Genomic DNA, 14,811 nt, shown 5'->3' on the forward strand with positions numbered 1-14,811 from the left:
ACCCCATCTCATATGAGATGGGGTGCCAAAATAGCAATATTTGTTGTTTACACAAGAACAAGTTGTACAAAAGCAATGTACTGGCCCACCTCCTTGTGGAACCCAACCTAATGGCGATTTCTCACCAATTGATACCGACGAGTCAGGTATTCGATAGGTGCACTCCAAATGTGCACTAAACGGCAGAATGGGAAGAGTAAAAATATCGTCATCCCCAACACAATATGCAGTTTAAAAACGATACCAACACCTTCTAGGTAATTGGATGCCCCCCAATGGAATGTCACAATAGACTGCGCCCATCCCACTAATTTCAGCATTTCGCTGCCATCCATATGTTGTGCTGAGAATGGAATGGTAAGTAACCCTAAGCAAACTTGTACCACCAGCAAGGTTAAAATCATGATGTCACCGAAGGATGAAGTTGCTCTCACTCTTGGATTCGTTAGGCGGCGTTTCAATAACATCGCGCCACCAATTAACATCATCACACCTGCTGCGCCCCCACCAATCATTGCCATTAGCTGCTTAATATGCATTGGCAAGAAAGATTCATACATCCAATGAGGCGTTAACATACCTAAAAAGTGCCCGACAAAAATCCCAATAATCCCCAAATGGAATAAGTTTGATGCCAAACGCATGTTCTTTTTATCCAACATTTGGCTAGAACCCGCTCGCCACGTGTATTGCCCATAATCGTAACGTAGCCAACTACCGACAATAAACACCGTCCCAGCGATATAAGGGTAAATATCGAAGAAAAATTGATTGATAAAATTCATTTTTGAACTCCTACATGGCTGCCCACACTGAGATCCAAATACTGCGGTACCACCGCATTGGCGAAGCGATGCTGATGTGCCGCCACTTCGCTACCACATGTTTTTTCATCGGCAAAAAATTTCACTTGCTCCTCTTCCCAAACCGCATCTAGCGCCTCTGGGGTGTCATCCCGTACTTCGGTTGCCACTTGTTTGCTTAATTGCTCCGCCGCAATATCGCTATGAGAAAGCTCAAGTAAAAAATCAAATAAAACGGAGAAACGGCTTTCTCGCTGTTTCAGCCTTTCTCCTAGCAACGCTAAAATTGGCGCAATATCCTGTAGCCCCTCGAGAGTTTCATTACTCGGTAATACCGTTAGATATTCCAAATAAATGGGCAAATGGTCGGGTAATTCACGGCAATCAATTTGCAAACCGTGTTGCTGATATTGAGCCATTAAATCAACCATCGCTTGTCCTCGGTCTCGGGACTCACCATGTACATGCTCAAATAGCAATAATGATGTTGCGCGCCCTCTATCAAACAGCTCACAATATTGCGCCTGCATATCAAGTAAGTCTTCGTTGAGATACTCGCGCACAAACACCATCAATTGAACAGCCCGTGTGACTGGCAGCTCATCAGCCTGTTCTAGTGCTTCAATGAGCTCATCGCGATGTAACCAAAGCGCTTCCGAAGGGTATTCCAATAACCGAGAAATCACTTTTAGTGTCATCATAGTGCTTTCTCCTGATTATTTTTTGGTGTGATATCAATGGCATCAATGCGCCTGCTATTAAATAAATTCGCTTTGCTATCGCTGCCATGGCAACCATCACCAAAACTAAAGCCACAAGCTTTGGCTTCAGGGAATGCTTCGCGTGCCAATTCTCGATGACTGGATGGAATGACAAAACGGTCTTCATAGTTAGCAATGGCTAAATAACGGTACATTTCTTGTGCCTGAGCTTGTGTTAAGCCAACTTGCTCTAACGCGCTGGTATCACATTGGTTTTCCACGGTTTCTGCCCGTTTAAAATGGCGCATTGCTAACATACGTTTTAACGCCAATAACACCGGTTCCGTATCTCCCGCCGTTAATAAATTAGCAAGGTATTGCACTGGAATGCGTAAGCTTTCTACATCTGGCAATACACCGTTATTGGCTAAGAGCCCTGAATCCGCTACTGACTGGATCGGTGACAAAGGTGGCACATACCACACCATTGGTAACGTGCGATATTCAGGGTGCAGTGGCAGAGCTAAGCGCCATTCCATCGCCATTTTGTACACTGGGGATTTCTGTGCCGCATCGATCACGCTTAATGGGATCCCTTGTTTTTGCGCTTCTTCAATCACTTTTGGATCATGAGGATCAAGGAAAACATCAAGTTGGCTCTGGTAAAGGTCAGTTTCCTTTTCTACACTGGCCGCCGACTCAATTTTGTCCGCGTCATACAGCAATACACCTAAATAACGGATACGACCAACACAGGTTTCAGAGCAGACCGTTGGCATGCCTGACTCAATACGTGGATAACAGAAAATACATTTTTCTGATTTACCACTTTTCCAATTGAAATAGATTTTTTTATACGGGCAACCGGTTAAGCACATACGCCAGCCGCGGCATTTGTCTTGGTCAATCAACACAATACCGTCTTCTGAGCGCTTATAAATTGCCCCACTTGGGCAAGTCGCGACACACGCTGGGTTTAAACAATGTTCACAAAGGCGTGGTAAATACATCATGAATGTATTCTCAAACTGCCCATACATCTCTTTTTGAATATGTTCAAAGTTTTTATCTTGGGCTCGTTTGGCGAATTCACCGCCTAAATCATCTTCCCAGTTTGGTCCCATTTTGACATTACTCATTCGCTCGCCAGTAATTAATGAACGAGGACGTGCTGTCGGTACGTGCTTGCCTTCTTTGGCATTTTTTAAATGGCCGTAGTCATAATTAAACGGCTCATAATAATCATCCAAGGCAGGTACATCTGGGTTAGCGAAGATTTTCGATAAAACCCCCACTTTGTTTCCCATCCGTGGAACCAATTTACCCTTAATGGTGCGGATCCAGCCGCCTTTCCATTTCTCTTGGTCTTCCCAATTTTGGGGATAACCAATACCCGGTTTGGTTTCGACGTTATTAAACCATGCGTATTCTACCCCTTCGCGGCTAGTCCACACGTTTTTACAGGTCACTGAGCAAGTATGACAACCAATACATTTATCAAGGTTTAGCACCATGCCGACTTGAGAACGAATTTTCATTATGCTTTCTCCTTTCCGCTCAAGGTTTGCTGGTAGGCATCACCTTCACCATCCAGCCAGTCAACCTGTTTCATTTTGCGAACAACCACAAATTCATCACGATTAGAACCTACTGTTCCGTAGTAATTGAAGCTATAGGCAAGGTGCGCATAGCCACCGATCATATGGGTCGGTTTCGGGCAAACACGCGTGACCGAGTTATGAATTCCGCCACGTTGAGCCGTAATTTCAGAGCCGGGTAAGTTGATCAGCCGTTCTTGGGCGTGGTACATCATGATCATGCCATCAGGAATACGTTGGCTAACGATCGCTTTGGCGGTTAATGCCCCATTACTGTTAAAAGCTTCAACCCAATCGTTATCTTCAACACCCAGTTCGCGGGCATCTTCTTCGCTAAGCCAAACAACTGGGCCACCGCGGCCTAACGTCAACATTAATAAGTTGTCGCTGTAAGTAGAGTGGATCCCCCATTTTTGGTGCGGTGTTAAAAAGTTCAGTGCTTTTTCAGGGAATCCATTCGATTTTTTCCCCATAAGAGGCTGAGCCGCTCGTGTGTCAATCGGTGGGCGATACACCACAAGGCTTTCCCCAAAGGCACGCATCCATTCGTGATCTTGATACAATTGCTGACGACCACTGAGCGTCCGCCATGGGATCATTTCATGCACGTTGGTATAGCAAGCGTTGTAGGAAACATGTTCATCTTCTAAACCTGACCACGTCGGGCTGGAAATGATCTTACGTGGTTGTGCCACAATATCGCGGAAACGGATTTTTTCATCTTCTTTGTAGCGCGCTAAATGCGTATGGTCGCGCCCTGTAACCTTACTTAATGCATCCCATGCTTTTACTGCTACTTGCCCATTGGTTTCAGGCGCGAGTGTTAAAATGACCTCCGCTGCATCAATGGCAGTGTCAATTTTAGGGCGGCCTGCATTGATCCCTTCTTGCTGGGTTTTATTCAGTTTTTTCAGGAAATCAACTTCATCTTGCGTATTCCAACTGATGCCTTTCCCACCGTTCCCTAATTTGTCCATTAATGGGCCAAGGGAGGTAAAACGCGCGTAAGTATTGGGGTAGTCACGTTCGACACAAATAATGTGCGGTGCAGTTTTTCCTGGAATAAGCTCACATTGCCCTTTTTTCCAATCTCTCACATCAAAAGGTTGTGCCATCTCGGCTGCACTATCATGTTGAATCGGCAACGTCACTACATCCGTTTCTTTGCCTAAGTGCCCAATGCTGACTTCAGAAAATGCTTTGGCAATCCCCTTATAAATTTCCCAGTCACTTTTGGATTCCCAAGCTGGGTCGACTGCTGCTGACAATGGGTGAATAAATGGATGCATATCCGAGGTATTCATATCGTCTTTTTCATACCAAGTAGCGGTCGGTAAAATAACGTCTGAGAACAGGCAGGTGCTCGACATTCTGAAATCGAGAGTCACCACTAAGTCAACCTTCCCTTCTGCTGCTTTATCTTGCCATTCCACTTCTTCCGGTTTGACGCCGCCTTGTTGGCCTAAGTCTTTGCCTTGAATACCATTTTCAGTACCCAATAAATATTTCAATAAATATTCATGGCCTTTCCCTGCGGACCCCAATAAATTTGAACGCCAAATAAACAGGTTACGAGGGAAGTTTTGTGGGTCATCAGGCTGTTCTGCTGCAAAGCGAATATTCCCTTCCTTCAATTGCTTAACGGTATAGTCTGTGGGTGACATACCTTCATTTTGTGCATTCTTCGCAATATTTAATGGATTTACATTTAATTGTGGTGCTGACGGCAGCCACCCCATGCGTTCTGCACGTACATTCATATCAACCAAACTGCCGCTAAAGGCATGTTTATCGGCTAGAGGCGACAGCAACTCTTCTGTTCCCACCGTTTCATAGCGCCATTGGCTTGAATGGTTATAAAAGAATGATGTGCTATTCATGTGCCGTGGTGGGCGCTGCCAATCAAGGCCAAAAGCAAGTGGCGTCCAGCCTGTTTGTGGGCGTAATTTTTCCTGCCCAACATAGTGAGACCAGCCACCACCGCTTTGCCCCACGCATCCACAGAAAATCAACATATTGATAATCGCACGGTAAGTCATATCCATGTGATACCAGTGGTTAATCCCTGCCCCGACAATCACCATCGCACGTCCGTGAGTTTTCTCTGCGGTATCCGCAAATTCACGGGCGATGCGAATGATATTTTGGCGGCTCACCCCAGTGACTTTTTCAGCCCATGCAGGGGAATACGCTTTCATATCATCATAATCAACCGCACAGTTTTCATCACCGAAACCACGGTCAATGCCGTAGTTAGCAAGCATCAAGTCATACACGCTAGTAACCAGTGACTCGCTGCCATCGGCAAGCTGAATACGTTTCGCGGGTAATTTATGCAGTAAGATATCTTTCAGTTCAACGCTTTGAAAATGTTCACTTTCTAAACCACCAAAGTATGGGAAGCCAACCTCAACAAATTCATCGTGCGTATCCGCAAGGCTGAGTTGCATTTTGACCTGGTGCGCATCTTGCCCTGCACGCGGTTCTAAGTTCCATTTTTGGCTATTATCCCAACGGAACCCCATTGAACCTTGTGGAGCACATAATTCGCCCGTCTCTTCATCAATCGCGATGGTTTTCCATTCGGCATTTTTCTCTTCGCCTAAAGAATCAACGAGATCCGAAGCACGCAGCATACGCCCAGCAACATAGGCACCATTTTCGTGCTTATCGAGCATCACCAACATAGGCATATCAGTGTAAGTACGCACATATTCACGGAAGTATTCTGCTTCACGTTTTACATGGAACTCATTGAGGATCACATGCCCCATCGCCATTGCCATGGCGCTATCTGTTCCTTGTTTCGGGTTCAACCAATGGTCACAGAATTTAGTGATTTCTGCGTAATCTGGCGTGACAGCAACAGTTTTCGTCCCTTTGTAGCGGACTTCTGCAAAGAAGTGAGCATCTGGCGTACGGGTTTGCGGGACGTTCGAGCCCCAAGCAATAATGTAGGATGAGTTATACCAGTCCGCTGATTCTGGTACGTCCGTTTGCTCGCCCCACGTCATTGGGGATGCTGGCGGTAAGTCGCAATACCAATCGTAGAAGCTCAGGCAAGCTCCACCGATAAGGGATAAATAACGGGCGCCTGAGGCATAGGAAACCATTGACATAGCGGGAATTGGAGAAAAGCCAACAATGCGGTCAGGACCAAATTCTTTAATCGTCGCGACGTTTGCCGCTGCAATCAGTTCATTCACTTCTTGCCAACTTGAACGAACAAAACCCCCACGACCACGAGCTTGTTTATAGCTTTGTGCCTTTTGTGGGTCATTGATAATAGATAGCCACGCTGCAACAGGGTCTTGCTGCTCTGCTTTTGCTTCACGCCACAATTTAAGTAAGCGCTTGCGCATCATTGGGTATTTAACACGGTTTGCGCTGTATAAATACCATGAATAGCTCGCCCCACGAGGGCATCCTCTTGGTTCATGATCAGGTAGGTCTGGACGAGTACGTGGGTAATCCGTCTGTTGGGTCTCCCAAGTGACTAATCCATTTTTGACATAAATTTTCCAGCTACAAGAGCCAGTACAATTAACACCATGGGTGGAACGCACGACTTTGTCATGCTGCCAACGGCTACGATAACCATCTTCCCAATCACGGTTTACATTTAATTCTTGCCCGTGATCACCTGAAAAGGTCTCGCCTAACTGCTTAAAATACCGAAATCTGTCTAAAAACTTGCTCATCGGATTGCCTCCAAAGAGACGGCGACCGGCGCCGTACATTGCTAAAATTGATTTTTATGACTTGTTATTATTTGTGTTTACGGCCATATACCAGCCATGTGATAAACACACAGGAAAGATAAAATACAAAAAACACTTTCATCGCATCTGCCGGTGAACCCGTCAGTGTTAGTGATGTACCGAACGCTTTTGGAATAAAGAAGCCACCTATTGCCCCAATTGCAGAGATAAACCCTAGAGCCGCAGCACTTTCTGTTACCGCCTCTTTTTGGGCTTCTTGCTCTGAAGCACCTCTTAAGATGGCTTTGTCCATAGTTAATTTACGGAAAACGACAGCAATCATTTGGAAGGTTGAGCCACTGCCTAGCCCTGCCGTTAAAAACAGCACCATAAATACGCCATAAAACGCCCCGAAAGAGCCTCCTTGACCGTTTTCTGGTAACGTAAAAAATAGCAAGCCGGAGAAAACAGCCATGACCACAAAGTTCAGTAATGTGACTTTCACACCGCCAAAACGGTCAGACAACATGCCGCCGACTGGACGAGCTAGTGCTCCGAGGAAAGGACCAAAAAAGGCAAACTTCAAAATAATGACATCTGGAAACTGTGTTTTCGATAACATAGCGAAACCGGCAGAAAAACCGATAAACGAGCCGAATGTCGCCAGATATAACAGGCTTAATACCCATAGATGACCCCGTTTCAAAACAGGTAATTGCGCTTTAAGAGATGCCTTATTCGCCGCTAAATCATTCATGCCAAACCAAGCCATCACAGTAAAAAGCAGCAGAAATGGCACCCAAATCCAAGCGGCATTTTCTAACCACAACGTTGAGCCATCCGGCTGAGTCGCTCCAGTTCCACCCACAAAAGTAAATACGCCGACGCCTACAATGAAAGGAGCCACCAATTGCATGACACTGACGCCTAAATTGCCTAACCCACCATTTAGACCAAGTGCCCCGCCTTGGCGAGCTTTAGGAAAAAAGAAGCTGATGTTGGCCATACTGGATGCAAAGTTAGCGCCAGCAAAACCACAAAGTAGGGAAATAATGACAAAGACTTGATAAGGCGTGGCTGGGTTTTGAATCGCATAACCTAGCCAAATACATGGGATCACTAAAAATAGTGTACTAATCGCCGTCCAGCGACGCCCACCAAAAATAGGAATAACGAATGAATAAGGGACTCTTAATAAAGCGCCTGAAACGGAAGGTAATGCGGTTAATAAAAATAATTGGTCTGTCGAAAAATTAAAACCCACTTTATTTAAGTTAACCGCAACTGCACTAAATAACATCCATACGCAAAATGCGAGCAATAAACATGGAATAGAAATCCATAAATTACGATTTGCAATACGCTGCCCCGTTTGCTGCCAAAACTGAGTATCTTCAGGACGCCAATCCTGTATAACTCCGTTATTTGACGGTGCAACTACGTTATTAACATTATCTCGTTGAGACATAAATCACCCCGATAAATACAATTTCTGCTCGCAGTGTGTGGCGAATAGACCACCGTGAAGCTGATCTAAATCAAGAGAGACTTAAATGAAATATGCGGGATTTTTTTCGTTAACCACCAGAGGAGTATTAGGAGTACACACCAATAACAAATTGAATTAAAACAAAAAAATTCATTACTCAGTAATTTTATATATTGGGATTTAAAGCGAATATCTCAATGGGATATTAAGGAGTAATACCGAAGTGGCATATTCAATTTTATATAATAGATAAACAATATCTACGTTATCAAAAATAATAAACATGTACCGTAGAAAGGATTATTTATGTCTATTGCTTATCACCGATTTTCAATCATTAACCAAGTTATTGGTTTAATGTTATTGATTGCCGTACTCGGTATTATTGGCATGACAATCTCAAATAGTATGATCATTAGTGTGCAAGGAAATGCACATGCAATTAATAAATCAGGCTCATTGCGGATGCAAAGCTATCATTTACTTTCATTAGTACCACTCAACCAATATTCTGACGTATATGTAAGTGAACTTGAAAAAAATTTATTAAGCGATGAACTGACACAAGTCGTCGAAATAGAAGATTTAAAACCGCAATTTTCTGAGATTTATCAATATTGGGTTACAGAATTAAAACCTGCACTTAACCATGCAGTTTCGCCTAATGATGCACGGCTTGCGGTCGTTACTTTTGTTAATAAGCTTGATGCATTAGTTCGCAATATTGATGAAAAAACAGAACGAAAGATAACCTATGTAGCAATCACTCAAATGGTATTTATTAGCCTCGTTTCGTTGCTGCTTATTTTTGCTATCTGCCATTTTAGAAAGAAAATTTATACACCTTGGCTTAAGTTACTTCATATGGTGAATGCGATTAGTCACCAAGATTTTAGTCAGCGCTTTCCTGTAGGCAAAAAACAAGATGAGCTAAATTCACTGGGCCAAACGTTAAATCAAATGTCGGATGAGCTTGCACAAAGTTACCATCAATTAGAATCTCGAGTTATCGAAAAAACGACTGACCTGCAAAATAAAAATAAAGTATTACTCTATTTATACCAATCTAATCGCACATTACATGCCATTGGGCCACTATCAGTCAGGTTAGAAAAAGTATTATCTGAGCTTAAAAACTTAATACCGCTACAGAATATCAGCTTGAGACTATACGAAGAAAATAATGATGCCTGCTTTCATGAAATTTATTGTCCAGAAAACAAGGAAGACTCACTCAAGTCACCCAAGGTAGCTGAACACATTAAAGTAATATCATGGGAGATTTCCGATAATTTACAGCGTTATGGCATGATTTTGGCTGAAATAGATATAAATCAGCCATTATCTGAAGAGCAAAATAATTTAGTGCTGATGTTAGTTAAACAAATTGCGGGAATGCTAGCAATGGAGCACCAATTAGAACAACAACAGCAGTTACTGATTATGGATGAACGCTCGGCGATTGCGAGAGAATTACATGATTCCATCGCGCAATCATTATCTTGTCTCAAAATGCAAATTAGTTATCTGCAAATGCAACCTAAAACATTGCCAACTAAGCACCAAGAACTATTAAACGAAATGCGTAATGAAATAAATTCCGCTTATAGCCAATTACGTGAACTTTTAACAACCTTCAGGCTAAAATTAACTGAACCCGGCTTATTTCCTGCTTTAGAAAGCACAATCCAAGAATTCAGTCAGCGCCTTGGTTTTCAAATTGGATTAAATTACCAAATTCCAGCAAAAAGCCTCTCTCCACATCAATCTATCCATATTATCCAGATAATCCGAGAAGCTTTAAGCAATATTCTCAAACATGCTAATGCAAACTGGTCACAAGTCTCATTAATTGAAAATAACGGATTAATCACTATGACGATAGAAGATAATGGGGAAGGGATTCAGCCTCAGCCAACAAAAAATAACCATTACGGATTGATTATTATGAGAGAGAGAGCTCTGAGCCTAAATGGGAAATATCAAATTTCGCCAAGAGTTCAAGGAGGCACTACTGTAAATGTCGTATTTCCACTGACTGTGGCTTAATTGAATTGGAGTAACTCATTAATGAAAAATGAAAATAAACTAACTGGGCAATCCACCATTTTACTGATTGATGACCACCCAATGCTACGTAACGGTGTTAAACAATTAATTAGTTTAGAACCCACATTAAAGGTAATTGGTGAAGCAGACGATGGAATAACGGGTATTAAAATTGCTGAAGAGCAAGACCCCGATTTAATTCTATTAGATCTCAATATGCCGGGTATGAATGGCTTTGAAGTACTCGACAATTTACGTAGCCGCGAACTTTCAGGCCGTATTATCTTATTTACAGTATCCAATTACGGTGAAGACTTAATTAATGCATTAAAACGAGGTGCTGATGGCTATTTACTGAAAGACATGGAACCCGAAAAATTAATTATTGCATTAAAAGAAGCAGCAAGTGGAAAAATGGTCGTTAGCCCAACGCTCACCTCCATTTTAGCTGAATCCTTAAGAGATAACCGAGCCTCTACAGAGCATAATTTATCGGCATTAACCCCAAGAGAAACCCATATCCTAGATTTAATCTCTCAAGGGCTATCAAATAAGATGATTGCTAATAAATTACAAATCACAGAGAGCACCGTCAAAGTTCATGTCAAACACCTACTAAAGAAACTCAATTTAAAATCGCGTGTTGAAGCGGCTATTTGGGTTTTACAACAAAAGTAATGACACAGCACCTTAACTTAATGCATCAAGCCATGGCTGTTGTTTTGGGTAACGTCGACGATAGCCATGCATAGCAACAGACAATTGAATCAGATCCGTAAACCTTGTCGGGTCCAAGCTGGTTTGCTTTTTAATTTGCTGTAACCGATAACTTAATGTATTTCTGTGAATGCCTAATTGCTGTGCGGTACTGCCTATTTCTCCATTTTGCGATAGGAATAACTCAAGGGTTTCAATCAAAATATCCCCCGAATCATGCAACAATATTTTATGGCAAATATCCAAAAAGAAATTAAATAGATAGCTATTTTCCAATTCATTAAAGAGGCACAACGATGCCATTTCTTTAAATAGAAAAACTTGTTTATCGGGCACCGTTAGCCGGCCAACTTCAATGACTGAACGTGCAAAATGAACGGCATCCCTCACATGTTCCTGCGTATCTGCTTGAACACCAACACCAATATAATATTGGCTAAGCTGGCTATCTAGAATGAAATGAAGATTAGGAATAAATGATTCATGTTGATAATACGCTGATGGAAATAGCATCAAAATTTCGCGGCTATTAAGTAATAACACATCACTTTTTTCCATGGCTGATAATTCAGTAATGATCGTATCGAGTATTTCAGGACGATACTGAATAGCTTCAATATTAATAATCACAGGAATAGTCGGTAAAGTGAATGCAAAACCAGAGTTATGCAGTTTGAGTAACGCACTGCGCCCCTGTGCTTGCGTTGTACTTTCTATAAACTGGACAAATAACATATCACGCAAACGGTGCTGCCAATTAATACTACGCCGCTCAATTTCTTGTTGAATTAGCAGCTCAGCCGTCAGTATGGCAAGCTCGGCATAACGCTGGATCACAACAGGGTCACCACTCACCCCAATGACTAATTCCACTTTATCTGCCACAACAATCGGATGGTTTATCCCCGGAGCTACATTCGAATAAGCTCGCGCTTCATTTTCATTGTAAATAGTGATCCGTTTGCCGCAGCGAATCACTTCCACTGCGGCTTCATGAATTTCACCAATACGCTTTTTTTCCCCTGAGGCGATAATCACGCCCTGACTATTAATCACATTGACGTTGTGATGGATAATCCCCATTGCACGTGTGACAATATCATTGGCTAATTTTTCAGTCAGTAGCATCTTACCGCCTCACTTTAGGGTTTTATTTGCTTATTCGGATTCGCGAGTACGGTTCGCAGCAAATTTTCTGCTGTATCTGCCAAGTAACGCTCACCATTTGTCATGGCTTGCTCAAGGGAAATCGGCCCAGGGCACAATGACCACATTGCGCTAATGCCATGTTGATATAGGATACGGCTATCTTCACTATATCCTCCACAAAGCGCAATAACAGGCACACCATACTGGCTGGCCATACGAGCCACTCCGACAGGAGCCTTACCGTTCGCACTTTGGCTATCAAGCCGCCCTTCTCCTACAATGACTAAATCCGCTTGTTGAATATAGGATTTTGCACCAAGGAGCCCCAAAACGAGATCGATTCCTTTTTCGAGCTTTGCCGAAACAAACCAACGAAGCCCAGCACCTAATCCACCCGCTGCACCACTGCCGGCCTCCAGCGAAACATCTTTTCCCGTTATGGCTGACATTAATTTCGCATAGTGGGTCATCCCCATTTCAAGCTGGTCGAGTGTGGCTTTGTCCGCTCCCTTTTGGGGACCATAAATATAAGTCGCACCGTTATTGCCTAATAAAGGATTTTCAACATCGCAAGAGACATTAAATTCAACCTTAGCGGCTCGCGAGTCAAATTTATCAAAATCAATCTTTGCAATATTAATGAGGTCTTTACCGCAAATTGGCGCCTCAATAAGCTGAGAATTTTTATCATAAAACAAAGCACCTAGTGCTTGAGCAAACCCTGCACCACCATCATTAGTTGCACTTCCTCCTATCCCTATAACAATACGAGAGCAACCCATATCTAATGCATGCTTGACCATTTCACCCAAGCCATAAGTTGAGGCATTTTCAACGCGACGGTGCTCGCGTTGAACTAATTCCAGCCCACAGCATTGTGCCATTTCAATAAAAGCAGTTTTTCCCTCCAGCACTAATAATCCTGCATCAACCTTACTACCATAAGGTCCAGTACAGCTAAAAATGTAAGGTGTTACACCAGAAAGCGCAGGGCTATGTTCCAGTGACTCCAACAAACCTTCTCCGCCATCAGATATGGGTAATAACGTCATATCTAATTCAGAGGATACACGCTTGAAACCCTCAGCAACGGCTTGGCATGCTAACCTTGCAGAACAACTTCCCTTAAAGGAATCAAGTGCGATAACAATTTTCATGCAGACTTTCCTATTGTAAATGGCGATGTTGAATTATTTGCTTTCCACTGAAGCCGATACTTGTAATGGTTGGGGTTCGCTCATACCGTTAGTATTCACTCGTGAAGCAATAATCGTTCCGATAACTAACAAACCGACACCAAACCATAATCCAGAAGTCGCTGTTCCGGTATAATCCTCAAAAAATCCAAGAATAAACGGGCCGAGGAAACCACCAAATAATCCTAGACAGTTCAATAATGCTAAACTTCCTGCCAGCATGCTGCCACTCATATAAGTGGGTGGAAGAGAGAAAATAATAGATTGAACCACAAAAAACATAAATGCAGTCAAGCAAAAGCCTATTAAGCCGACAACTGGGCCTCCCAGCGCACCTATCACTAATCCAACCGCCATCACGGCATAACCTGAAATTAAAATGCGCGATGACCGACGCGGTGTATTCGCTTTTCTCGCTACAAAAATGCCACCAATTGCAGCTGAAATCCAAGGGATCGCTGTTAATAAGCCAATTTGAATCGGTGTCAGTTTGCCATACTCACCGATAATAGTAGGCAAAAAATAACTTAAACCATAGACGGAGAACTGGTGAGTAAAATAGATAGCAACAATCATCATAAAGGCTTTATTTTTGAATGCCGACTTGAGTGAGAACTTACTATTACTCACACTAATGCTGTTTTTATCTTGGTCGTGTTTAAATTTAATATAATTCCGATCATCCTCATCTAACCATTTCGCATCTTCCGGTTTATTCGGCAACACAAACCACACAACAAATGCGAGGATCACCGCAGGCAAACCTTCAATAATAAACATCCATTGCCAGCCATGGAAACCTAATAAGCCATCCATACTCAGCAATAAGCCACTTAGCGGTGCTCCAATAATATTCGCAAGACAGACCCCAAGTAAAAATAACCCTGTTGCTTTAGCTCGTTCCTCTTGGCTAAACCAATATGTCATATATAAAATAACCCCGGGATATAAACCTGCTTCAGCGGCTCCCAGTAATAACCGTAAGATATAAAAAGAAGTCGGCCCTGTCACAAACGCCATCGCCGCAGATAATAACCCCCACGTGATCATGATCCGCGTGATCCAAAAACGCGCGCCTACTTTTTCCATGATCAAATTACTTGGGATCTCAAGAATTGAGTAGGTTAGGAAAAAAAGCCCTGCTCCGATACCAAATGCGGTTGCAGATAATCCTAAATCAATCGACATCGCATTTTTTGCCATGCCAATATTCGTTCGGTCAATAAAGCTAATAATGTACGCTAAAATCAACAACGGCATCAGGTTACGGTATATCTTTGCGTTGGTTTTTTTCCCCTGAGCCGCAAAATCTAACTTTGCATTTGTAGAAAACATAGATAAGATCCTCATGTTGTAGTGAAACAGGTACGGCTCTTGGTTATCAGTGCCCCATACCTGTAGCTTTTAC

The 14,811-nt window shown here is 42.8% G+C and carries 10 protein-coding genes; 2 read left to right on the forward strand and 8 right to left on the reverse strand.

What is annotated here, in order from left to right; all coding sequences use genetic code 11:
- Positions 1–107 precede the first annotated feature (107 nt).
- The 5 genes from narI to PSF09_RS05015 form a co-directional block, all read right to left on the reverse strand.
- Complete coding sequence (gene narI / locus PSF09_RS04995; RefSeq protein WP_004907792.1) at positions 108–785, reverse strand: respiratory nitrate reductase subunit gamma; 678 nt, start codon at positions 783–785, stop codon at positions 108–110.
- On the reverse strand, positions 782–1,504 hold the full coding sequence (narJ, locus tag PSF09_RS05000) for a nitrate reductase molybdenum cofactor assembly chaperone (RefSeq protein WP_272664457.1): 723 nt from the start codon (positions 1,502–1,504) through the stop codon (positions 782–784). Before narJ ends, narI begins: the two co-directional genes overlap by 4 nt.
- Positions 1,501–3,042 (reverse strand): nitrate reductase subunit beta, encoded by a 1,542-nt coding sequence (gene narH, locus PSF09_RS05005; protein ID WP_109912751.1) that lies wholly within the window; start codon positions 3,040–3,042, stop codon positions 1,501–1,503. The genes narJ and narH overlap by 4 nt, the downstream gene beginning before the upstream one ends.
- Positions 3,042–6,803 carry a nitrate reductase subunit alpha gene (locus PSF09_RS05010; RefSeq protein ID WP_272664458.1) on the reverse strand — a complete coding sequence of 1,254 codons (3,762 nt, stop codon included), beginning with the start codon at positions 6,801–6,803 and terminating at the stop codon, positions 3,042–3,044. The genes narH and PSF09_RS05010 overlap by 1 nt, the downstream gene beginning before the upstream one ends.
- A 67-nt stretch (positions 6,804–6,870) precedes the next feature.
- Positions 6,871–8,271 carry a NarK family nitrate/nitrite MFS transporter gene (locus tag PSF09_RS05015; protein ID WP_272664459.1) on the reverse strand — a complete coding sequence of 467 codons (1,401 nt, stop codon included), beginning with the start codon at positions 8,269–8,271 and terminating at the stop codon, positions 6,871–6,873.
- A gap of 327 nt (positions 8,272–8,598) precedes the next feature.
- On the opposite strand from PSF09_RS05015, the gene narX reads away from it, so the two are divergent.
- Together narX and narL are read left to right on the forward strand one after the other, a co-directional pair.
- The gene (gene narX / locus PSF09_RS05020; protein ID WP_272683561.1) at positions 8,599–10,341 is read left to right on the forward strand and encodes a nitrate/nitrite two-component system sensor histidine kinase NarX; all 1,743 of its coding nucleotides are present in this window, start codon (positions 8,599–8,601) and stop codon (positions 10,339–10,341) included.
- A gap of 21 nt (positions 10,342–10,362) precedes the next feature.
- The gene (narL, locus tag PSF09_RS05025; RefSeq protein WP_272664461.1) at positions 10,363–11,019 is read left to right on the forward strand and encodes a two-component system response regulator NarL; all 657 of its coding nucleotides are present in this window, start codon (positions 10,363–10,365) and stop codon (positions 11,017–11,019) included.
- Between the two features lie 12 nt (positions 11,020–11,031).
- Here the strand turns inward: narL and PSF09_RS05030 are convergent, their stop codons facing one another.
- From PSF09_RS05030 to PSF09_RS05040, 3 genes are read right to left on the reverse strand one after another with little or no spacing between them, the layout of a single operon-like run.
- Positions 11,032–12,186 (reverse strand): CdaR family transcriptional regulator, encoded by a 1,155-nt coding sequence (locus tag PSF09_RS05030; RefSeq protein ID WP_272664462.1) that lies wholly within the window; start codon positions 12,184–12,186, stop codon positions 11,032–11,034.
- 14 nt (positions 12,187–12,200) lie between these two features.
- Positions 12,201–13,364, reverse strand: a complete 1,164-nt coding sequence (locus PSF09_RS05035) for a glycerate kinase (RefSeq protein ID WP_272664463.1) — start codon at positions 13,362–13,364, stop codon at positions 12,201–12,203.
- A 33-nt stretch (positions 13,365–13,397) separates the two neighbouring features.
- Positions 13,398–14,738: an MFS transporter gene (locus PSF09_RS05040; RefSeq protein ID WP_272683562.1), complete on the reverse strand. Its 1,341-nt coding sequence runs from the start codon at positions 14,736–14,738 to the stop codon at positions 13,398–13,400.
- Between the last annotated feature and the right edge of the window lie 73 nt (positions 14,739–14,811).

The organism is Providencia sp. PROV141 (assembly GCF_028481645.1).
Taxonomy (GTDB): domain Bacteria; phylum Pseudomonadota; class Gammaproteobacteria; order Enterobacterales; family Enterobacteriaceae; genus Providencia; species Providencia rettgeri.